This is a genomic window from Ruegeria sp. P10, assembly GCF_056534925.1.
Genome location: NZ_JBQERJ010000008.1, coordinates 95,543 through 116,326 on the forward strand (window position 1 = coordinate 95,543; position 20,784 = coordinate 116,326).

At 58.7% G+C, this 20,784-nt stretch carries 25 protein-coding genes; 15 read left to right on the forward strand and 10 right to left on the reverse strand.

Annotated elements, in window-relative coordinates:
* Window positions 1-47 precede the first annotated feature (47 nt).
* Window positions 48-182: an aa3-type cytochrome c oxidase subunit IV gene (locus tag ACR0FB_RS14340; protein ID WP_050604020.1), complete on the forward strand. Its 135-nt coding sequence runs from the start codon at window positions 48-50 to the stop codon at window positions 180-182.
* Between the two features lie 17 nt (window positions 183-199).
* Window positions 200-832, forward strand: coding sequence for a hypothetical protein (locus ACR0FB_RS14345; RefSeq protein ID WP_480491855.1), 633 nt, complete (start codon window positions 200-202; stop codon window positions 830-832).
* Here the strand turns inward: ACR0FB_RS14345 and ACR0FB_RS14350 are convergent.
* Together ACR0FB_RS14350 and ACR0FB_RS14355 are read right to left on the reverse strand one after the other, a co-directional pair.
* Window positions 821-1,153: an AzlD domain-containing protein gene (locus ACR0FB_RS14350; RefSeq protein WP_480491857.1), complete on the reverse strand. Its 333-nt coding sequence runs from the start codon at window positions 1,151-1,153 to the stop codon at window positions 821-823. The two genes, ACR0FB_RS14345 and ACR0FB_RS14350, sit on opposite strands and share 12 nt — an antisense overlap.
* Window positions 1,150-1,866, reverse strand: a complete 717-nt coding sequence (locus tag ACR0FB_RS14355) for an AzlC family ABC transporter permease (protein WP_210093352.1) — start codon at window positions 1,864-1,866, stop codon at window positions 1,150-1,152. The genes ACR0FB_RS14350 and ACR0FB_RS14355 overlap by 4 nt, the downstream gene beginning before the upstream one ends.
* A gap of 49 nt (window positions 1,867-1,915) precedes the next feature.
* On the opposite strand from ACR0FB_RS14355, the gene ACR0FB_RS14360 reads away from it, so the two are divergent.
* The 6 genes from ACR0FB_RS14360 to ACR0FB_RS14385 are packed head-to-tail and all read left to right on the forward strand — an operon-like array spanning window position 1,916 to window position 7,124.
* On the forward strand, window positions 1,916-2,803 hold the full coding sequence (locus ACR0FB_RS14360; protein WP_480491946.1) for a formate dehydrogenase accessory sulfurtransferase FdhD: 888 nt from the start codon (window positions 1,916-1,918) through the stop codon (window positions 2,801-2,803).
* Entirely contained in the window at window positions 2,800-3,339 is a 540-nt protein-coding gene (locus ACR0FB_RS14365; protein ID WP_480621376.1) for a hypothetical protein, read from the forward strand. Before ACR0FB_RS14360 ends, ACR0FB_RS14365 begins: the two co-directional genes overlap by 4 nt.
* A complete protein-coding gene (gene mobA / locus ACR0FB_RS14370; RefSeq protein WP_480621374.1) occupies window positions 3,336-3,980 on the forward strand; it encodes a molybdenum cofactor guanylyltransferase MobA in 645 nt (214 codons plus the stop codon). Before ACR0FB_RS14365 ends, mobA begins: the two co-directional genes overlap by 4 nt.
* The gene (gene mobB, locus ACR0FB_RS14375) at window positions 3,977-4,468 is read left to right on the forward strand and encodes a molybdopterin-guanine dinucleotide biosynthesis protein B (protein WP_480621372.1); all 492 of its coding nucleotides are present in this window, start codon (window positions 3,977-3,979) and stop codon (window positions 4,466-4,468) included. Before mobA ends, mobB begins: the two co-directional genes overlap by 4 nt.
* A 20-nt stretch (window positions 4,469-4,488) precedes the next feature.
* Window positions 4,489-6,534: a molybdopterin-binding protein gene (locus ACR0FB_RS14380; protein ID WP_480621427.1), complete on the forward strand. Its 2,046-nt coding sequence runs from the start codon at window positions 4,489-4,491 to the stop codon at window positions 6,532-6,534.
* The gene (locus ACR0FB_RS14385) at window positions 6,531-7,124 is read left to right on the forward strand and encodes a GNAT family N-acetyltransferase (RefSeq protein ID WP_480621370.1); all 594 of its coding nucleotides are present in this window, start codon (window positions 6,531-6,533) and stop codon (window positions 7,122-7,124) included. Before ACR0FB_RS14380 ends, ACR0FB_RS14385 begins: the two co-directional genes overlap by 4 nt.
* Here ACR0FB_RS14385 and ACR0FB_RS14390 read toward each other — a convergent pair.
* The 3 genes from ACR0FB_RS14390 to ACR0FB_RS14400 all read right to left on the reverse strand — a co-directional run bounded on the left by ACR0FB_RS14390 (window position 7,121) and on the right by ACR0FB_RS14400 (window position 9,213).
* Window positions 7,121-8,116, reverse strand: coding sequence for a hypothetical protein (locus ACR0FB_RS14390; protein WP_171634986.1), 996 nt, complete (start codon window positions 8,114-8,116; stop codon window positions 7,121-7,123). The genes ACR0FB_RS14385 and ACR0FB_RS14390 overlap by 4 nt on opposite strands.
* A 14-nt stretch (window positions 8,117-8,130) precedes the next feature.
* Window positions 8,131-8,601 carry a transcription elongation factor GreA gene (greA, locus tag ACR0FB_RS14395; protein WP_170346321.1) on the reverse strand — a complete coding sequence of 157 codons (471 nt, stop codon included), beginning with the start codon at window positions 8,599-8,601 and terminating at the stop codon, window positions 8,131-8,133.
* Between the two features lie 231 nt (window positions 8,602-8,832).
* Entirely contained in the window at window positions 8,833-9,213 is a 381-nt protein-coding gene (locus ACR0FB_RS14400; RefSeq protein WP_171206067.1) for a VOC family protein, read from the reverse strand.
* A gap of 86 nt (window positions 9,214-9,299) precedes the next feature.
* Between ACR0FB_RS14400 and soxR the strand changes: the two genes are divergently transcribed.
* From soxR to ACR0FB_RS14420, 4 genes are all read left to right on the forward strand, one after another.
* Entirely contained in the window at window positions 9,300-9,755 is a 456-nt protein-coding gene (gene soxR, locus ACR0FB_RS14405) for a redox-sensitive transcriptional activator SoxR (protein WP_171724285.1), read from the forward strand.
* 136 nt (window positions 9,756-9,891) lie between these two features.
* Window positions 9,892-11,538, forward strand: a complete 1,647-nt coding sequence (locus ACR0FB_RS14410; RefSeq protein ID WP_171634982.1) for an electron transfer flavoprotein-ubiquinone oxidoreductase — start codon at window positions 9,892-9,894, stop codon at window positions 11,536-11,538.
* 145 nt (window positions 11,539-11,683) lie between these two features.
* Window positions 11,684-13,354: a tetratricopeptide repeat protein gene (locus ACR0FB_RS14415; RefSeq protein ID WP_480488080.1), complete on the forward strand. Its 1,671-nt coding sequence runs from the start codon at window positions 11,684-11,686 to the stop codon at window positions 13,352-13,354.
* Complete coding sequence (locus tag ACR0FB_RS14420) at window positions 13,344-14,165, forward strand: 4-(cytidine 5'-diphospho)-2-C-methyl-D-erythritol kinase (RefSeq protein ID WP_171634980.1); 822 nt, start codon at window positions 13,344-13,346, stop codon at window positions 14,163-14,165. The genes ACR0FB_RS14415 and ACR0FB_RS14420 overlap by 11 nt, the downstream gene beginning before the upstream one ends.
* On the opposite strand, the gene ACR0FB_RS14425 is transcribed toward ACR0FB_RS14420, so the two are convergent.
* Window positions 14,158-15,156 carry a polyprenyl synthetase family protein gene (locus ACR0FB_RS14425; RefSeq protein WP_480621367.1) on the reverse strand — a complete coding sequence of 333 codons (999 nt, stop codon included), beginning with the start codon at window positions 15,154-15,156 and terminating at the stop codon, window positions 14,158-14,160. The two genes, ACR0FB_RS14420 and ACR0FB_RS14425, sit on opposite strands and share 8 nt — an antisense overlap.
* Before the next feature lie 56 nt (window positions 15,157-15,212).
* Here ACR0FB_RS14425 and ACR0FB_RS14430 point away from each other — a divergent pair, with 56 nt between their 5' ends.
* From ACR0FB_RS14430 to ACR0FB_RS14440, 3 genes are all read left to right on the forward strand, one after another.
* Window positions 15,213-15,428, forward strand: a complete 216-nt coding sequence (locus tag ACR0FB_RS14430; RefSeq protein ID WP_152456800.1) for a putative signal transducing protein — start codon at window positions 15,213-15,215, stop codon at window positions 15,426-15,428.
* Window positions 15,425-16,204, forward strand: a complete 780-nt coding sequence (locus ACR0FB_RS14435; RefSeq protein ID WP_171634976.1) for a tRNA1(Val) (adenine(37)-N6)-methyltransferase — start codon at window positions 15,425-15,427, stop codon at window positions 16,202-16,204. The genes ACR0FB_RS14430 and ACR0FB_RS14435 overlap by 4 nt, the downstream gene beginning before the upstream one ends.
* Before the next feature lie 115 nt (window positions 16,205-16,319).
* Entirely contained in the window at window positions 16,320-16,484 is a 165-nt protein-coding gene (locus ACR0FB_RS14440) for a YdcH family protein (RefSeq protein WP_083445267.1), read from the forward strand.
* Here ACR0FB_RS14440 and yddG read toward each other — a convergent pair.
* From yddG to ACR0FB_RS14460, 4 genes are all read right to left on the reverse strand, one after another.
* Window positions 16,481-17,347, reverse strand: coding sequence for an aromatic amino acid exporter YddG (gene yddG / locus ACR0FB_RS14445; RefSeq protein ID WP_171119723.1), 867 nt, complete (start codon window positions 17,345-17,347; stop codon window positions 16,481-16,483). The two genes, ACR0FB_RS14440 and yddG, sit on opposite strands and share 4 nt — an antisense overlap.
* Window positions 17,344-18,291, reverse strand: a complete 948-nt coding sequence (locus tag ACR0FB_RS14450; RefSeq protein ID WP_480621365.1) for a transcriptional regulator GcvA — start codon at window positions 18,289-18,291, stop codon at window positions 17,344-17,346. The genes yddG and ACR0FB_RS14450 overlap by 4 nt, the downstream gene beginning before the upstream one ends.
* A 298-nt stretch (window positions 18,292-18,589) precedes the next feature.
* Complete coding sequence (phbB, locus tag ACR0FB_RS14455) at window positions 18,590-19,312, reverse strand: acetoacetyl-CoA reductase (protein ID WP_171724280.1); 723 nt, start codon at window positions 19,310-19,312, stop codon at window positions 18,590-18,592.
* A 186-nt stretch (window positions 19,313-19,498) separates the two neighbouring features.
* Complete coding sequence (locus ACR0FB_RS14460; protein ID WP_170346332.1) at window positions 19,499-20,674, reverse strand: acetyl-CoA C-acetyltransferase; 1,176 nt, start codon at window positions 20,672-20,674, stop codon at window positions 19,499-19,501.
* Between the last annotated feature and the right edge of the window lie 110 nt (window positions 20,675-20,784).

Sequence of the window (20,784 nt, forward strand, 5' to 3'; positions counted from 1 at the left end):
TTCTATTATCCAACAGATCAAACACGCGAATTGGGAATCTGAGACTCATGGCTGAACACAAGCACGGCGAAATGGACATCACGGTCCAAACCAAGACATTCAACGGTTTCATCAAAGCCACCACGTGGTGTGTGGTCGCCATTGCCTTCCTGTGCCTGTTCCTGGCGGTTTTCGCCTCCTAATTGTTTCGGGGGCTGACTTGCTCAGGATATTGATTGCTTGCTTGCTGGCAGCGACAGTGGCGGGCTGCGCCAATTCGAACCGACCACAGGCGGATCGGAACGAAATCGTGTCCCGGTCCTACCGTGATCCGGGGCCAGCGACCCTGACGCTGTACACAATGATCAACACACGCACCGGATCGGGCGCGCATACGTCGCTGATGATCTCGGGCAGCGAGCGGGTGATCTTTGACCCTGCCGGTTCGTTCCGGGCGGATGTGGTTCCGGTGAAGGATGATGTGCTTTACGGCATTACCCCGGCGGTCGAACGAGCTTATCGCAGCTCGCACGCGCGTGAGACGCATTATGCCCGCATACAGACCATTCAGGTGAGCCCGCAACAGGCTGAAATCGCCTTGCAACTGGCAAAGCAATCCGGTCCGGTCGCTGGCGCGTTCTGCACCAACTCGACTGCCCAACTGTTGAAGCAGGTACCGGGGTTCGAGCAGATTGATGTGACGTTCTATCCGGTGAACCTGTCGGAACAGTTCGCGCAGATTCCGGGCGTCGTGACTGAAGAATATCGGGAAAATGACGATGCGGATCTGCAAAAAGGTTTGGCGGCAAACAATGCGCGTCTCAACCAGCTCGACGCTGTCTCAACTCAGTAGATAAAGCAGACCATAGAGCGTGGCGGCCCCGGAAAAGATGGCCGCTATCACGTTTTTGCTGATCACTCCCACCGCCAGGGCAACGGCTGCCGCCGACATTCGTGGCAGATCAGGTTGCCCTTCGGTGGCAGAGGGCCAAACGACCAGCGGTGCGATCAATGCAGGAAGGATGGCCACTGCTGTATATCGCAGGTGACGCAGCAGCCAAGGCGGCATCGGGCGATCACCCACAAAACCGATAAAGACAAAGCGCAGCGCATAGCTGCCGATGGCAAGCCCGATGATAATGGCCCAGATGGTGACGGAATTGGGCTGAGTCATAACTGCGTCTTTCTACGTTCGAGGATCAGTTCCGCCTGTGCTCCGGCAATCATTCCAGCGCATCCGGCGATCAACAGGCCCAGATTGAACGGGATTACGACGGTCAGCAAAGATACCGCAATGGCCACAAGGGCCGCGACCACATGTGCAAAGGTCCGCATCATCGGCCCTATCATGGCCAGAAAGGTGATCGGCAGGGCAAAATCCAGTGCCCAGCTTTCCGGTATTTGCGCACCCAGCACTGCGCCCAGATAAGTGCCCAGAATCCAGAGCGGTGTGATCGGCGTGACAGAGCCCACGAAATAAGCCATCCGTTGCGGCACTGACAGGTCGGGCTCTTTCTCGAACCGCACGATCGAGCAGGCATAAGATTGATCCACGGTCAGGTATGCCGCAAAGGCACGCTGCCACATGGGCGCGGAACCCAGGTAAGGTGTCAGTGATGCGGAATACATCGCCATACGCAGATTCACAGCCAGCGCCGAGACTATGATGATCACGGTCGGGGTGTTGTCCTGCAACAATTGCAACGCCGCGAATTGCGCGGCACCTGCAAAAACGGTCGATGTAAAAGCCATCGTCTGGACAAGGGTCAACCCGGCTTCGGTCGCAAAAACACCGAACAGAAGGCCAAAGGGCACGGCGACGAAGACAAACGGCGTCCCATCCCGAAAACCTTTCCAGAAGTATGACTTGGATGTGGCAGAGGCCATGGCTAAATCCTATGGTGATTCATGCAGCAGTAACTGTCTTGGGAAGGGGTTGCAATTGGCCACGGAATTCGATCTGTCGGACTATCTTATCGCCCCTGATCCGGCTGCGATGCGCCTGACCCGAGCGGTCGAGGGTGTGGATCAGAACGGTGAAATCAGCCAGATATCTGTGGTCGAGGAACGCCCGCTTACGATCTTTCTCAATTCGCAGGAAATCGTGACGGCGATGACGATTGGCGATTATCCCGAATATCTTGCGCTGGGCTTTCTGCGCAATCAGGGGATGCTGCTGTCGGATGATGAAATCACGCGCGTGGAATATGACGACGACCTTGAAACCGTGATCGTCCGAACCGCGCGCGAAACATCTTATGAAGACAAACTGAAGAAAAAGACCCGCACCAGTGGGTGTGCCGTGGGTACTGTGTTTGGCGACATGATGGAGGGCCTGGAAGACGTACAACTGCCACAGGTTCAGGTGCGAACTTCCTGGCTGTATGATTTAGCCTCGAAGATCAACCGCACTCCGTCGCTGTACCTCGAAGCCGGAGCGATTCACGGCACGGTCCTGTGCCGTGAAAACCGCCCGCTGGTCTATATGGAGGACGTGGGCCGCCACAACGCCGTCGACAAGATCGCAGGTTGGATGTTGTCCGAAGGCGAGGGTGCGGTGGACAAGATCCTTTACACTACAGGTCGCCTGACATCCGAGATGGTGATCAAAACGGCTATGATGGGTATTCCTGTATTAGCGTCTCGTTCGGGTTTCACCGCTTGGGGCGTCGAGATCGCGCGCGAGGTTGGGCTGACTTTGATTGGTCGGATGCGCGGACAGCGCTTTGTCTGCCTGTCGGGCGAGGACCGCCTGTTGCGCGACGTGGATCCGTCAACCGTTGCGGTCGAAGACAAGAAGCATCGTCGGAAGAGTGCGGGATGAGCGCGATGTATTTCTTTCTCTTGATCCCACCGTTTGTGATTTCTATCGGGTTGCTTTGGCTGATGCTCCGCGCCCATCGTCGCTATGAACTCTTTAAAAAAACGCTGGTCGATGGCATGGGAGTGCTTGATGAAGACACGCTCAGTGTTTTGGGCTGGAAAAGCCGCAGGTTCGTAAGTGGCTGGGAAACCCTTGCCGTATGGATGCCTGGATGGCAGTCCGTTGGGCTAGACTACCAACTGCAACAGCAAGACCTTCAGCGCGTGGCGATACAAGGGTTGCCAAAAGCAATTGCCCACATTCCAACAGTAGAACTATCAGCGCGGATGTATCGCTTGGTGTTCTGGTGCTTTGTAGCTCCTGGAACGTTCATAGTTCTAACTTTTGGATCGGTGCACATTGCGCAATGGCTTGACGCTTCTTTGTCAATTTCACCAAGAGTTTCTTATTTGGTTCTTTTGGTTGTCTTTCTCGTTTCTGTTCTTTTGCCTATGACCAAGTTCAAAAGATGGCCTGACATCGAGGACCAATCATGACCAAACCCCTCGGCATTATCCTCGCAGGTGGACAGGCGACCCGGATGGGCGGCGGTGACAAGGGCCTGTTGCAGATCAATGGGCAAAGCTTGCTCTCACATGTGATTGACCGTTTGTCCCCACAGGTCAGTGGGCTGGCTCTGAACGCCAACGGCGACCCCGAGCGGTTTTCGGACCTGAACCTGCCTGTGCTTCCTGACACAATCGAAGGGTTTGCGGGGCCTTTGGCCGGGGTTTTGGCCGGGCTCGACTGGGCGGCAGAGCGAGGCGCGGACAGCATTGTGACCGCCGCTGCAGACACGCCATTCTTCCCGCGCGATTTAGTGGTGCGGTTGCAAGATGCGGCAGCGGGGCAGGTGCACCCTCTGGTTCTGGCCACAACCCCGCGCACCGAGGACGAGGCGCTGAAATCCGGCGGTGGCAAGCGGGTTAACCGGCATCCGACCTTTGGCCTCTGGCCGGTAGCGCTGCGCGACGATCTGCGGGTGGCGCTGACGGACGGGCTGCGCAAGGTGGTGCTGTGGACCGATAAACATGATGGGCGCGAGGCTTTGTTCGACGCCGACCCGTTTGACCCGTTCTTCAACGTCAACACGCCTGAAGATCTGGATCGTGCCCGAACACTGTTGGAGCAGGCATGAGGGTCTATGGCGTCACGGGCTGGAAGAATGCCGGCAAAACCGGGCTGATGGAACGGCTGGTGGCCGAGATCACAGGCCGGGGCTTTACGGTCTCTACGGTCAAGCACGCGCATCACAGTGTCGATGTGGATCAGCCGGGCACCGACAGTCACCGGCACCGCGTTGCGGGGGCCAGCGAGGTGCTGCTTGCCTCGGGGCAACGCATTGCTTTGATGCAGGAATTGCGGGGCGCGCCTGAACCGCCGCTGGCCGAGCTGTTGGCGCGGCTCTCGCCGGTCGATCTGGTGTTGGTCGAAGGGTTCAAGCGCGAGGTCCACCCCAAGATCGAAGCGTATCGCGCCGCGGCGGGCCATGTGCTGATGGCACCTGAAAATGGCACCATCCGCGCCGTGGCCAGCGACACTCCGCTGGATTTGGACCGCCTGGTCTATGATCTGGACGATACTGCCGGGATTGCTGACTTCATCCTGAAAGAGGTTGGTTTGTGAGCCTGTTCCAGACCTTTGCAATGGTGGATTGGTCTGGCGGAAACGACACCGGGCCGACCCCGCGCAAGGATGCGATCTGGGCCTGCATTGCACGAAACGGAAAAGCGTTTGACCCCGAATACCTGCGCAACAGGCGGATAGCCGAGCAGAGGTTGGATGCTCTGATCCGGGCCGAGCTTAAGGCCGGTCGCCGTCTGCTTCTTGGGTTCGATTTTCCTTTTGGATATCCTTGCGGCTTCGCACGGGCGATGACCGGAACGGACGATCCGCTGGTGTTGTGGGATTGGTTCGACCAACAAGTCGAGGATTCTCCGAAGGCCAACAACCGCTTTGATCTGGCGGGTCGGATCAACCTTCAGTTTGGCGGCCGTGGTCCGTTCTGGATGAATGGATTGCGCCGAGATATTAACGGCCTGCCGCGTACCAAATCGGACTATTCCAACCCGTTCCCGAACCGTCGTGTCGTTGAGACTTTGGCAAAAGGAAGCTTCACCTGCTGGCAGATGGCAGGGGCAGGCGCGGTTGGTGGCCAAGTCATGATGGGGCTGCCGATTCTGAACCGGCTTCGCCACCGGTTTGCCGGGCAAATCTCGGTCTGGCCGTTCGAGCCGCTGGATAAACCTGTTGCCTTCGTGGAAATCTGGCCGTCTTTGACCCTTGGCGCTGCACCGGATGGGCGGATCAAGGATGCCTGGCAGGTTGAACAGGTCGCCTTGACTCTGTCGCGTTTGACAGAGCAGGAGTTGGATGCGCAATTGAACGTCTCAGCGGCAGAGGAAGGTTGGATATTGGGTGTACCTCAGGACAAGCCGAACATAGCCCCGCCCCCGTTGCGGAACGATTGCTTCGCGTTGCCCGCCGGGGTCAACTGGACACCGGTGGATGAGGCGCTGGCCTGTTTGCGTGACAGGCTGCACCCGATTACCGCGTCTGAGACGATGGCGCTGACCCTGGCATGCGGGCGCGTTCTGACCGGGGATGTGGTCGCCCGACGCTCGAATCCGCCGCAACCGAATACGGCCGTGGATGGGTACGGGTTTGCCGGTCCCGCCCCTGATGGCCCACAGATCATGCCATTGGTTGACGGGCGCGCGGCGGCAGGGATCCCGTTCGACGGTGACGTGCCTGAAGGCCGGGCCTTGCGCGTGCTGACGGGGGCGGCGCTGCCCGCCGGTGTCGACACGGTCATTCTGGAAGAGGATGTCACGGTCAAGGACGGCCACATAGCCTTCCACGGCCCGCTGAAAAAAGGCGCCAACACACGGCGCGCGGGAGAAGATGTGGCCGCAGGCGATATCGCCCTTCCTGCCGGGCGCAGGCTGACCCCTGCCGATCTTGCGCTGCTGTCTGCCGTGGGGATTGCCGAAGTCAACGTGCGCAAACCGCTTCGCGTGGCCGTGGTCTCTACGGGCGATGAATTGGTCGAAGCCGGAGAGAACGCTGGTCCGGGTCAGATTTTCGACGCCAATCGCCCGATGCTGCTGTCCTTGATCGATCGTATGGGGTTCGTACCCGTGGATATGGGGCGTGTTTCGGATGATCGGGACGCCTTGCGGGATCGATTGGATCAGGCCGCAGAGCAGGCGGATGTGATTTTGACCAGTGGCGGCGCGTCAGCGGGTGACGAAGACCATGTTTCGGCCCTTTTGCGTCAGGCCGGAGCGATGCAGCACTGGCGCATTGCGTTGAAACCCGGGCGGCCGCTGGCTTTGGGTTTGTGGTCTGGCGTGCCGGTGTTTGGCCTGCCCGGAAATCCGGTTGCCGCCATGGTCTGTACGTTGATCTTCGCGCGTCCGGCCTTGGGGCTGATGTCCGGCGAAGGCTGGGCTGAACCGCAAGGTTTCGAAGTGCCTGCCGCCTTTGAAAAGCGCAAGAAGCCAGGTCGCCGGGAATATCTGCGCGCCCGAATGCGGGACGGGCGGGCCGAGGTCTTCCACTCGGAAGGATCAGGCCGGATCAGTGGCCTCAGCTGGGCTGAAGGGTTGGTTGAAATCGAGGACGGTGCGCGCCATGTCAAACCGGGCGATATGGTCCGGTTCCTTCCTTATGGAAGTTTCGGGTTGTGACGGTCACGATTTCCAGAGGGTTCGCCGATCAGGAACGCGCGCAAGCGGCGGCACTGTTCTGGCAGGCATTTGCGGCAAAGCTGGGCAAAGTCATGGGGCCGGACGAAAAAGGACTGGCTTTCTTTGAAATCGCATTGAACCCGGATTTCGCGCTGGTTGCACGGGATGAAGCGGGCCGGATGCTGGGGCTGGCAGGTTTCAAGACACGCGACGGCTCTTTTGCGGGGGGCAAAATGTCTGATCTGGCGCGGGTCTATGGCTGGTTCGGGGCGACCTGGCGCGCCTTGGTTCTGAGCGTGCTGGAGCGCGAACTGAAACCGGGCGTGTTCCAGATGGATGGTATTTTTGTCGCTGCCGAGGCGCGCGGCAAAGGAGTGGGCACGGCATTGCTGAATGCCATCAAGTCCGAGGCCCGCAACCGAGACATCTCAGAGGTTCAGCTTGATGTCATCGACACGAACCCCCGCGCCCGCAGCCTTTACGAGCGCGAGGGATTCCAGCCCCGGGGTCAAGAAAAAACCGGACCGCTGAAGTATCTGTTCAATTTCAGCAGCGCGACCAAAATGTCGTGGATTGTCGGGGCGGATTAATCAAACGTGCCCGCCACGCGACCCAGCAACATGAATGCGCGGGCCGTTCGGGTTTCACCCAGTTCACTCAGTTCCGCATCGCTTGCCGTGGGTTCGAACTCGGCCATCATCTTGTCAAACCGGCGCAGGAAATGGTGCGCGGCGTCGCGGAAAATCGGATCCTGTTTCATCCGGGCTGCCGTCAGCGCAAGTGAGGATCTGTCGCGTACCCCCCCCAGCGCCGCCACGGCGCGCCCGCGTGTGCCCTGGGCGAACTGGCGCCAGATTTCTGGTCGGGCCTTGTCGGGCCGCAGGTCATCCATGTAGATGCCTTCCTGGCTGAGCAGCGTCAGAACATCCTGCGAAGCTTGCACAAGCTGTGCCGTCTTGCGGTCCTTCAATGCAACACGCAGCGCATTGAACCCCTCGGTGTCATCCTGCGTTTCGGGGAAGTTCAGGGCGCGGATGAAAACCTCGGTACTCAGCGGCGGTGTGATCTCTTCCGCAGGTGTGCCCAGCTCCAACGAGGTCTGGTCGCCCTGAGCGGAACTCTGCGCGGCCGTTGCAGAGCGCGCTGTGCGTTTGGTCGAGAACGTTGCCAAGGCGTCTTCGGTTTTCCGTGTGGCCGCAGCGATTTCATCCAGCTTTTTTGTCACCGCAGGTTCATAGGTGCTGGAGGCGCGCTGCTGCTGCGCCACATAGGCCTGCCGGATCGCGTCGATTGCCGTTTGCAACCGCGCACTTTCCTCTCGCATCACACGGCTGGCGCGCATCGCGGTGGCCGCAACCCAGATCATCGCCACGGGCATGAACACGGCCAGAAAGGCGACGACAAAGCCGCCGTTCTGCCCCTGACCGGGCAGCACGAGAAAGACGACCGACACCACCAGCCAGATCAGGCTGAGTACCAGTGCGGCAATCTCGATTTCGGTGACAGCCGGAGTCTTCGGGCGATCATAGATGCCCAGCGACGTCGGCTTTTCGGTTTCCGGGTCAGGTTTTGGCCCCGACATTACATGCGCTCCGGTCAGGCGTACTCGATACTCAGGATTTCGTAAGAGCGCACGCCTCCGGGGGTGCGCACTTCGACACTGTCCCCTTCATCTTTGCCGATCAGGGCGCGGGCGATGGGGGATTTGATGTTCAGCAGGCCGTTTTCGATATTGGCCTCGTATTCACCAACGATCTGCCAGGTCTTTTCTTCATCAGTATCTTCGTCGACCAATGTGACTTTTGCGCCAAACTTGACCGCACCCGACAATTTTGCCGGATCGATGACATCGGCCAGCGACAGAATACCTTCCAGTTCCTTGATGCGACCTTCGATGAAGCCCTGTTTTTCGCGGGCTGAATGATATTCGGCGTTTTCCTTCAGGTCCCCCAGCTCGCGCGCCGAGGCGATGGCTTCGATGATCGCCGGGCGTTCAACGGATTTGAGGTTCTTCAGCTCAGCCTCGAGCGCGGCATTGCCCGCAGGCGTCATCGGGATCTTTTCCATACTCTCTACGTCCACGCATAAATTGAGTCGCCCCGCCGCACAGGAGCGTCGGGGCGAATGTTAGATTGGCAGTTACCTGACCCAAATGCCACGTGAATTGCAAGAGGTGACAGCGTCAGCAGCGGTCAATTCGCGACTTCGCGCCGTTTTGATTTGGGGTGGGGCCTGTGCCGATGATCCGGATGCCGCGACCTGCGCCAACGCTGCGATGGGGTGCAAAGCCAAATCATCTCAATCATATTGCACCACTTCGAACTCGATCCCGTTGTCATCGCGAAAATAGAACCGGCGCCCTGGTTCGTAATCGGCATGGTTGTGGGGCTCGAATCCTGCCTTGCGAACCTTGTCTTCGGTGGCATCGATGTCTTCGACCAGAACACCCACGTGGTTCAGCCCGCCGATCACATCATAGCTGCTTTCATCCGACTGTTTCGGGTCATCAGGTTTGTAAAGCGCCAGATACGTATGGGCCGAGCCGACATGCACGGTGTATCCGCCGGCAATTGCGGGGCCTTCCCAACGGGTCTTCCAGCCAAAGACCTTTTGCATCCAATCGGCCGAGGCTTTCGGGTCGCGGACAGTAAAGTTGGTGTGTTCAAGCGTCGCCATCATGGGATCTCCTGTGTTTTTTGGCTTGTCCCGACTCAGCTTAATTTCTAAACCTAACTTTAGGTCAAGGAATTTTTCATGAGGGTTTGATGGCGGTATCAGAGGGGCTGGCGATTGGCGCATTAGCCCGGCGCACAGGTCTGGCCGTGTCGGCCATCCGGTATTACGAAGCGCAGGGTCTGATTTCGCCCTGGCGCAACGCGGGCGGACAGCGACGCTATCAGCGGGCCGATATTCGGCGACTGAGCTTTGTCATGATTGCGCAGCAGTTCGGTCTGACCCTGCCTGAAATCCGTCAGGTGCTGTCGGGCCTGCCAGGAAACCGCACGCCGACGCCCCAGGACTGGAAGGCAATCAGTGTACAGCTGAGGGCCCATCTGGATCAGCGAATCGACACCCTGATGCGGTTGCGCGACAATCTGGATGGCTGCATCGGATGCGGGTGTCTGAGCCTGCCGAAATGCGCGCTCTACAACCCCGATGACCGGGCAAAATCGCATGGTAGCGGTCCCAGGTACCTGATGGGGGATGCACCAGAGGGGTGATGTGTCGAATAGCGCCCTTGTTACGCCGTGTTTCGATTGACCAATGTCTTTCCGACCATGTAATCAGCCGTGAAACAAAATTGCGCAGATCATGCGGTGACAGCGCCAATTCGGAAAGTTAGCTAGGGAGCCCGCGATGGCCGAGATTGAACGCGAAGCGATGGAATACGATGTGGTGATCGTGGGTGCAGGACCTGCGGGCCTGTCGGCGGCCATCCGTCTGAAACAGCTGGATGCCGACCTGAACGTTGTCGTTCTGGAAAAGGGTTCCGAGGTTGGCGCGCATATCCTGTCGGGCGCGGTTCTTGATCCCTGTGGTCTGGACGCGCTGATCCCGGATTGGAAGGAAAAAGGCGCGCCGCTGAATGTGCCCGTGAAGGACGACAAGTTCTACATGCTGGGTGAAGCAGGCCAGGTCCGCATCCCGAACTTCCCGATGCCGCCGCTGATGCACAACCACGGCAACTACATCGTTTCGATGGGCAATGTGTGCCGCTGGATGGCGGAACAGGCCGAAGAACTGGGTGTCGAGATCTTTCCGGGCATGGCGTGCTCGGAAATGGTCTATGGCGACAATGGCGAAGTCAAAGGCGTGGTAGCAGGTGTTTTTGGTCTGGAGGCAGACGGTTCCTACGGCCCCAACACCGAACCGGGGATGGAGCTGCACGGCAAATATGTCTTCCTGTCAGAAGGTGTGCGCGGGTCGCTGTCCAAGGAAGTGATCGCCAAATACGACCTGTCTGCGGGCAAAGAGCCGCAGAAATACGGTGTCGGCATGAAAGAGATCTGGGAGATCGACCCTGCCAAGCACAAGGAAGGCAGCGTGACGCACACGATGGGCTGGCCTTTGGGCAGCAACGCAGGCGGCGGATCCTTCATCTATCATCTTGAAAATAATCAGGTCTATGTCGGCTTCGTGGTGCACCTGAATTACAAGAACCCGCATCTGTACCCCTATATGGAGTTCCAGCGTTTCAAGCACCATCCCATGGTGGCCGATCTGCTGAAAGGCGGCAAGCGGGTCGCTTACGGCGCCCGTGCGATTACGGAAGGCGGCTATCAGTCGATGCCGAAACTGGTCGCGCCGGGCGTGGCGCTGTTGGGCTGTTCGGCGGGCATGGTCAACGTGCCGCGCATCAAAGGCAACCACAACGCGATGCTGTCGGGCAAAGCTGCGGCCGAGGCTGCTTTCGAAGCGATCAAGGCCGAGCGTTCGGGCGATGAGCTGACGGCTTACGAGACCGAAGTTCGCAATGGTGCGATTGGTTCCGACCTGAAAAAGGTTCGCAATGTCAAGCCGATGTGGTCGAAATGGGGTCTGACCGCCAGCCTGATGTTGGGTGGTCTGGACATGTGGACCAACACGTTTGGCTTTTCGCTGTTCGGCACGTTGGGCCATGGCAAGAACGACGCGGAATCGACCGAGGATGCCAGCAAGCACCAGCCAATCGATTATCCAAAGCCGGATGGAACGCTGTCCTTCGATCGTCTGACGAATGTCTCGTTCGCAGCGACAAACCACGAGGAAAGCCAGCCCTGCCACCTGCGTCTGGCCGATCCCGAGATCCCCGTGAAGGTCAACCTGCCTAAATACGATGAGCCGGCACAGCGGTATTGCCCGGCAGGTGTGTATGAAGTGGTCGAGGATGAGAACGGCCCGCGATTCGTCATCAACTTCCAGAACTGCGTTCACTGCAAAACCTGCGACATCAAGGATCCCAGCCAGAACATCACCTGGACCACACCGCAGGGCGGCGACGGTCCAAACTATCCGAACATGTAAGCAAAAAACGGGCAATGGCTGCGCTGTGAAGGCTCTGCCATTGCCTCTTGCCTGCCGAAGCCCTAGCTTACCCCTCAGTCAACGATAGCAAGGCAGGATTTCGGTGTTTTCCCTGGTTCGTCGCGCGGCTTTGTCCGTGCTGTTCATGTCGTCGGTCGCAGTTCCGGCCTATTCGGAAACGGGCGCCGGGTCTTATCTGGCCGGGCGGCAGGCGATTTACGAAAACGACTATTCTGCCGCTGAAAGATACTACGCTCAGGCTCTCAGGTTTGATCCCCAAAATGCGCTGTTGCAGGAAAGCGTTGTCGTTGCACGCATCGCCTTGGGGGAAGTGGCGCGCGCGCTGCCGATCGCCCAGCAGATCGAGGAAGCAAACCTGCCCAGCCAGGCTGCGCGTATGGTAATTTCGGCCAATCTGATCACCGATGGGAAATTTGACGACCTGCTGGCCCGTGACCCTGAAACACAGGGTGTTGGCCCCCTTGTTGACGGCCTGATGATCGCCTGGGCCCATCTGGGGCAGGGTGAGATGACCAAGGCGATGGAACAGTTCGATTCTGTCGCGACACAGGATGGTCTCAGGGAGTTCGCGCTTTACCACAAGGCGATGGCATTGGCGTCTATCGGTGATTTCGAAGGCGCCGAGGCGATACTTGCCGACAATGATGGAACGGTTGCCCGGTTCTCTCGTCGTGCTGCTTTGGCCCGCACCGAGATTCTGTCGCAGCTGGATCGCAACGAAGACGCCGTTCAGTTTCTGGACGATGTGTTTGTGGCGGGCAGTGACCCGACCATCGAGTCGTATTTGAGCCAGTTGGCGGCGGGTGAAACATTGCCGTTCACCCATGTCCGATCCGCTCAGGACGGCATGGCCGAGATTTTTTTCACCGTCGGTGCCGCATTGAACAGCGAAGCATCAGCCGATTACGTTCTGCTGTACGCACGCCTGGCCAGTTTCCTGCGCCCCGATCATGTGGATGCCATTTTGCTGAGCGCGGATCTGCTGGACAACTTGCAGCAATATGATCTGGCGGTTGAGGCATACCGCCAAGTCCCGGCGCACAGCAACGATCACCATGCGGCCGAATTGGGCCGCGCCGAAGTTCTGGACCGTTCGGGAAAAACCGATGCGGCCGTCGAGGTGTTGCAGAACCTGGCTGCGCAGGATCCTGATTTTCCGGGTGTGCATGTCGCTTTGGCAGATTTGCAGCGTCGACAGGAAAACTATGCCGCTGCCGTGGCCTCTTATGACACTGCGATCGCGCTGACGGATAGCGCGGCGGGTGGGAATTGGTTCCTGCATTACGCACGTGGCATCAGTCATGAAAGGCTGAAGCACTGGGATCAGGCCGAAGCTGATTTCCGCCGGGCGCTGGAACTAAACCCGGATCAACCTCAGGTTCTGAATTACCTTGGGTATTCTCTGGTTGAGCGCAAAGAAAAGCTGGATGAAGCATTGGATATGATCGAGCGCGCAGTAGCTGCGCGTCCGGACAGTGGCTATATCGTGGACAGTCTGGGCTGGGTACTGTTCCGTCTGGGGCGTTATGACGAGGCCGTCGAACACATGGAACGTGCGGTTGAGCTGATGCCGGTGGATCCGGTGGTCAACGATCATCTGGGTGACGTCTATTGGGCTGTCGGGCGCGCGCGCGAGGCCGAGTTCCAGTGGAGTCGCGCCTTGTCCTTCATCGACCCGGAAGACACCGACGGCGAAGCCGATCCGGATCGAATCCGGCGCAAGATCGAAGTCGGGCTGGATGCCGTTCTGGCCGAAGAAGGTTCGGAGCCATTGAAAGTCGCCAATGGAAATTAAGGCGTTTGCGCCCGCCAAGATCAACCTGACCCTTCATGTGACTGGCCGTCGAGACGACGGCTATCACCTATTGGATTCGCTGGTTGTATTCGCCGATCTGGGTGATCGGCTGACATTCACCCCCGGCCCCGAATTGTCCATGGACGTGCGCGGCGAGTTTGCCGGCGGAGTTCCCACGGACAGCCGAAATCTGGTCTGGAAGGCGGCAGAAGCTGTCGGTTGGACCGGTCATATTCAACTGACCAAGTCCTTGCCCCATGGGGCGGGCATTGGCGGAGGGTCGTCTGATGCCGCGGCCACGCTTGGGGCCCTGGCAGATCAGGGCCACGACCTTCCGCGGGGCCTGCCGTTGTCATTGGGGGCGGATGTCCCCGTCTGCCTGGAAGGTCGGGCGATCAGAATGCAGGGCATTGGCGATCGTTTGACGGCGGTGAACCTTCCGCACCTGCCCGCCCTTTTAGTCAACCCAAATGTCCAGGTGCCCACCGGTGCCGTTTTCAACGCGCTGGCGTCCAGAGACAACCCGCTAATGCCTGAAAGCATGCCTGAGTTTGACAATGCTGATGAGTGCGCCCAGTGGCTGCGCAATCAACGCAACGATCTGCAGGTGCCCGCCATGAACATCGCACCTGAGATCGAGCAGGTGTTGGACGAGTTGCAGATGACCAATCGCGCGCTCATGGTGCGCATGTCAGGGTCAGGATCAACCTGTTTTGCGTTGTATCCGACGATGAAAGACGCGCATTTTGCGGCCTATGAGATCGGCGCAGCCCATCCTGATTGGTGGTGCCGCGCCACGCAGCTCAGTTGAGACGTGAAACCACGTAATCGGCCAATTCGCGCAGCAGACTGCGAATATCGTGGTCAGGCAATACATCCAAAGCGGCTTTGGCCTTGTTTGCCCAACCCAAAGCGTCTTGCCGGGTTTCTTCCAGCGTGGCGTATTTGTTCATCAGACCCAGCGCCTGATCCAGATCCCCGTCCTGTTGGCGGCCCTTTTCGATCGTACGTTCCCAGAAGGCGCGTTCTTCCGGCGTGGATTGCGCCACGGCTTTGATGACGGGCAGGGTCAGTTTCCGTTCACGGAAGTCATCGCCAACATTCTTCCCGGTTGCCTTGCTGTCGCCCTGATAATCCAGCAGGTCATCGGCAATCTGGAACGCGATGCCCAGTGAATCGCCATAGTCGAAAAGCGCTTTGACCTGCGCTTCCGAGGCACCTGCGATCACGCCGCCCACTTCGGTCGCGGCTGAAAACAATGCCGCCGTCTTGCCGCGCACGACCTGAAGGTAAACGCTTTCATCCGTACGCAGATCGGTTGCAGCCGTCATTTGCAGCACTTCGCCTTCGGCAATGGTTGCAGAGGCATTGGCCAGAATATCCAGAACGCGCAGCGAGCCCGTTTCCACCATCAGCTGGAAACTGCGTGAAAACAGGTAATCGCCAACCAGAACACTGGATTTGTTGTCCCAAAGCAGATTGGCGGTCGGGCGGCCCCGTCGCTGTGCGCTTTCATCCACGACGTCGTCATGCAGCAGGGTGGCGGTGTGAATGAACTCGACCGTCGCGGCAAGGCGCACGTGATGGTCGCCGGAATAGCCAAACAGGCGTGCTGCGGCCAGTGTCAGCATCGGGCGCAGGCGTTTTCCACCTGCTTCGACCAGATGCCGCGTCACTTCCGGGATGCGTGGCGCATGGTCCGATGCCATCCGCGTGCGGATCAGCCCGTTCACGGCCTCCATCTCGCCCGCCAGAATTTCAGCGAGACGCTCATGCGGTTTTGAGATCATGTCGACGGTCATCACACTCCTGATACAAGGCTCGACTTTCGCCTCGCCTTGCCCTTACATCCATCCCCATGAAAGAACTGTTGCGCAGTACCGATCCGACAATCCTGGCCTTTGCATCCGCTCTCCTTGAGGGCGAGGATATAGACTGCTTTCAGATGGACGTAAATATGAGCATCCTCGAAGGTGGTATCGGGATTTTCCCTCGTCGGCTGATGGTTCGGTCCGAAGACCTGACCCGGGCCGAGCGTGTGATGCGCGACAACGAGATCCCGCTGGGCCGATGATGCGCTTCGACGACAATGAATTGACGTGCAACGATTTCCTTGGTGGCCGGGTGCGATTGCTGCAACCTGCGTCAGGTTACCGCGCCGGGGTAGACCCTGTTCTGCTTGCCGCATCGGTCCCTGCAAAGGCCGGGCAATCCGTGCTTGAACTGGGATGTGGCGCGGGGGCTGCCATTTTATGCCTGTCCGCGCGGGTGGCGGGGCTGCAAATGGTTGGGATCGAATTGCAACCGGCCTATGCGGATTTGGCCCGCCGCAATTCGGAAATCAACGGCTGTGATCTGGACGTGATCGAGGCTGACCTGAACGCTTTGCCTGATGACCTCCGACAGCGGCACTTTGATCACGTAATCGCGAACCCGCCCTATTACCGTTCTGGGGCGCATAGCCCCGCCAGCGACACAGGGCGAAGCATTGCACTGGGCGAAAATACGCCTCTGATCGACTGGATCACCGTTGCGGCCAAACGCCTTGCCCCTCGGGGGTTCCTGCACGTGATCCAGAAAGCCGACCGTCTTCCCGATATGCTGACGGCTTGTGAGGGGAAACTGGGTTCAATCGAGGTGCTGCCGCTCAGCGCGCGGGTGGGCCGCGAGACCGAACTGGTCATCCTGAGCGCCCGCAAAGGGGGACGCGCGGCATTTCGCCTCCATGCGCCGTTGATTCTGCACGCCGGTGAGCGCCACGAAAAAGACGGTGAAAGCTATACCGAGGCGGTCTCAGCCGTGCTTCGACAGGCCGCTCCGTTGCCTCGGAACTTGTGCCATCGGCAATGACCAGCCGAATTTGTCGGATTTGTTACAGATTCTGTGCGTCTGCAGCGTGACAGGGTGGAAACGATGTGGTCAAATTCTTACGTGACATACAGACACATAAACAAGGAGGATCGCAATGAGCGTGAGCGCACATCTGACGGAACTGAAGAAAAAGCACGAATCTCTCGGTCTAGAAGTGGAACAAGCCCAACGCTCGCCAGGTATCGATGATCTCCATATTGCTCAGTTGAAAAAGCAGAAGCTCAAGCTGAAAGAAGAGATCGAACGCCTGTCCGCTTAAGTTTTCAGGCTGGCGCGGGCCGCTATCAAGGCCCCGCCGGTGATCAGAAAGGCCGCGATCGCAAGCCCCCAGGACGGGGTCGCGATCCCGGCCACCACCAAAGCAAGGGTCGACAGTAACGGGGCCGCATAGGATGAGGTTCCGAGGATTTGGATGTCGCCTTGCTTGACGCCAATGTCCCAGACGTAGAACGCCAGCCCGACGGGCCCAAGGCCGAGTGCCAGCACCGACGCCCAGCCCAGTGCCGTATCGGGCAGTACAGTGTCTTCCACCGCCAGATGAAGCAGTCCCGAAGCCGATGCAGCCGCAAGGCAGAAAATTGCGACGGAACTGGTCGGCGTGCCCTCCAGTTTGCGTGATAGAACGGAATAGCCCGACCATGTCAGTGCGCACAGCAAGGCCAATGCGTATCCGGGCAGGTATTGGGCCTGAAAGCCCGCGCCGCCACCCCCGGCAATGATTACAGCGGCCCCTGCGAATCCAAGGCATGCCCCGATCAGGTGGCCGATACGCAGATGCTCACCCGGAAGCAGGCCCGACAGAAGCACAATGAGCAGAGGCCAGAGATAAGCGATCAGCCCGGCCTCGGCAGCCGGCGCCATGCGCAGGGCCGAAAAATACAGCGCGTGATAGCCAAATAGGCCCAATGCGCCAAACAGGTAGGTCGTCCAGGGAACTTGCTTTAGATCGCTCAAACCACCTGTCGCCGTTGCCCAGACAAGCCCAAGCGCACCACCAATCGAAAAGCAGATCGTGTTCAGCAGCAGGGGCGGCGTGGGCGCCGACCCGACAGTGAACAACGCCAGCAAGGCCCATAGCAAGACAGCCACGAAGCCGATGGCCGTTGCGCGCATTTTGGTCATGGGCGGGAAACCTCTTCAATCGGTACAATTTTGAACTCATCCGATATATGCGCGGTTTTTTCAATCTCGGTCAGGAACCAATCGCGAAACGCCGCGATCTGAGGTTTCTTTTCAGCCCCCGGCAGGCACAAAAACCGGAACCGGCCTTGTGTTTCCAGGGCCACCTTGAACGGTGCAACCAGGCGGCCTTCGGTCAGGTCCTTGAGAATCATGGCGCGTCGCCCCAGTGCCACGCCGACACCGGCAACAGCGGCATCAATCGCGTGATCGGCATTGGAAAAATGCGCGCCATGGGTCGGAGTAAAATCCACCCCCACGGCACGGAACCAAGCGGGCCAATCGCAAGGCGGGGTCAGAAAGCTGATCGAATCGTCATGGATCAGCGGGGCGTCGCGCAGGCTGTCTGGCGTGGTGAATTGTTCTGCAAGTTCCGGTGTCATGACCGGGGTCAGCCATTCCTTTCTGACGGGAACGGAATACAGCCCGTCATCGGCCGAATTCCCGAACCGGATGGCGACGTCCACGTCGTCCCGCTCCAGATCCATGTTGCGCAGCGTGGCCGAGAATTTCAGATCGATCTCGGGATGCGCCCGAGCAAATTCGTAAAGCCGCGGCGCTAACCACTTGGCGGTCAAAGCTGGGCCCGCGGTGACGGTCAGGCTTGTGTCATCTTCCTGTCTGCGCACCGCACGCCATGCGGCTTGCAAGGTGGTAAACCCTTCTGCCGCACCAGGCGCAAGGGCACGGCCCGCCTCGGTCAGTTCTACGGCGCGGTTCAGACGACGAAACAGCGGCCGCCCAAGGTGTTCTTCAAGCGACTTGATCTGAAAGGACAGGGCGGCTGGCGTCACATGCAGCTCTTCCGCCGCCTTCGAAAAAGACATGTGCCGGGCTGCGGCGTCAAAAGCACGCAACGCGGTCAGCGGAGGCAGATAGTCACTCATAGTGAAGGAAAACTTAACTGAAGTCTCAAGAAAGCTCGTTTGTCGTGTTTGTTTTTAGCCTCCATATTCACATCAGGTCAAATAAAACTGATTTGAAAAGGAGGCTGTCATGATCGAGATGACAACAAATCCCGCCGCCCAGATGGCGATCCTGCGTGCCCACCAAGAGCGCAGCAGGGTGATCTGGCAGTTTTGGGGATGGATATTCGGTTCCCGCTGATCGCAGCGCGCGCGTTCTTACGGGATCAGAAAGGGCCGGCCCAAAGGGACCGGCCCGTTTTTAGTTCACAACTCTGGATCAGACGAAGAACTGCGCACCGTTGGCCGAGATCGTCGAACCGTTGATGAACTGCGAATCGTCCGATGCCAGGAAGACCACGCAGCGCGCGATTTCCTCTGGCTCACCAAGGCGGCCGGCCGGGATTTGGCCAATGATGGACTCGCGCACCTTCTCGGGCACAGCCATGACCATTTCGGTTGCGATATAGCCGGGGCAGATCGCGTTGGCAGTGATCCCCGCCCGCGCGCCTTCCTGCGCCAGGGATTTTACGATGCCCAGGTCACCTGCCTTGGTCGCTGCATAGTTCACCTGAGCGAACTGGCCTTTCTGACCGTTGATCGAGCTGATGACGATGACACGACCGAACTTGCGCTCTCGCATGCCGGGCCAGACAGGGTGCACCGTGTTGAACACGCCGGTCAGGTTGGTGTCGATCACGTCTTTCCACTGATCAGGTGTCATTTTGTGGAATGGTGCATCGCGGGTGATGCCGGCGTTGGCGACGACCACATCGATGGGGCCAACCTCGGCCTCAACCTTTTCAATACCTGCTTTGGATTCGTCATAATCGGCGACGTTCCACTTGTAGGTCTTGATCCCGGTTTCGTCAGTGAAATTTGCGGCGGCTTCGTCATTTCCCGCATAGGTTGCCGCAACGTTGTATCCTTCGGCTTTGAGCGCCTTGGAAATTGCTGCGCCAATGCCGCGGGAACCGCCGGTAACGAGTGCTGTTCGTGCCATTTATGACTCCTTCAATTATAGTCGTCTTAGTAATGCTGTTACTCTGAGAGATGGTTGTGCGCAATATTGTTTCGTCTTGAATCTTGGATTCCGGGCGGCAATATCGTCGCATCCAACGGTTGGAACCTCAATGTAACAAAAAAAGGCGCCCACCGGGCGCCTAATTCTATTTGATTGCCAACGCGCTTAGTCGCGCTCCACACAAAGGGCAACGCCCATGCCGCCGCCGATGCACAAGGTCGCCAGACCCTTTTTCGCATCGCGACGCTTCATTTCGAATAGCAGGGTGTTCAAAACACGGCACCCCGAAGCACCGATCGGATGGCCGATGGCAATGGCGCCGCCGTTTACGTTCACGATCGACGGATCCCAGCCCATATCCTTGTTAACGGCGCAGGCCTGTGCGGCAAAGGCTTCGTTGGCTTCGACCAGGTCCAGATCGTCTACCGACCAGCCTGCTTTTTCCAGTGCCTTGCGCGATGCATAGATCGGGCCGACGCCCATGATCGACGGGTCCAAACCGGCGGTCGCATAGGACGCGATGCGCGCCAGAGGTTCGATTCCCCGCTTTTCAGCGTTTTCGGCTGACATCAGCAACGTCGCGGCCGCACCGTCGTTCAATCCCGAGGCGTTGGCAGCTGTGACCGAACCGTCCTTGGTGAAGGCTGGACGCAGTTTGGCCATGGCTTCCATGGTTGCGCCATGACGGATGTATTCGTCCTTGTCCATCACGATGTCGCCCTTGCGGGTCTTGATGGTGAAGGGCACGATTTCGTCTGCGAACTTGCCGGCCTTTTGTGCTGCTTCGGCCTTGTTCTGCGAAGCAACGGCGAATTCATCCTGCATCTCGCGGCTGATCTGCCATTTCTCTGCAACATTCTCGGCAGTCTGACCCATGTGATAGCCGTTGAAAGCATCCCACAAGCCATCGCGGATCATTGTGTCGATATACTTCATGTCGCCCATCTTGTGACCGGCGCGCAGCGCGGCGGCGTGGGGCGACAGCGTCATGTTTTCCTGACCACCAGCAGCGACGATTTCCGCGTCTCCCAGCTGAATATGCTGGGCGCCCAAAGCAACGGCGCGCAGGCCCGAGCCACAAACCTGGTTGATTCCCCAGGCCGCGCTTTCCTGCGGCAGACCGGCGTTGATATGGGCCTGACGTGCGGGGTTCTGCCCCTGGGCGGCTGTCAGAACCTGCCCCATGATGGTTTCGCTGACTTCGCCTTTTTCCACTCCGGCGCGCTCGACAACTGCTTCCAGAACGGCAGCGCCCAGATCATGGGCAGGTGTGTTCGCAAACGAACCACTGAAGCTGCCAACACCTGTTCGTGCGGCGGATGCGATTACTACGTTGGTCATATGATCAGTCCTTTACCGTCATGGGACAGCGGAATTTCTGACGGCGCAGGTCGAAAGATGTCCTCTCGAAACAAGAGCGCCCCGTGATCCCCCGCTCAAGTACTCTTGCA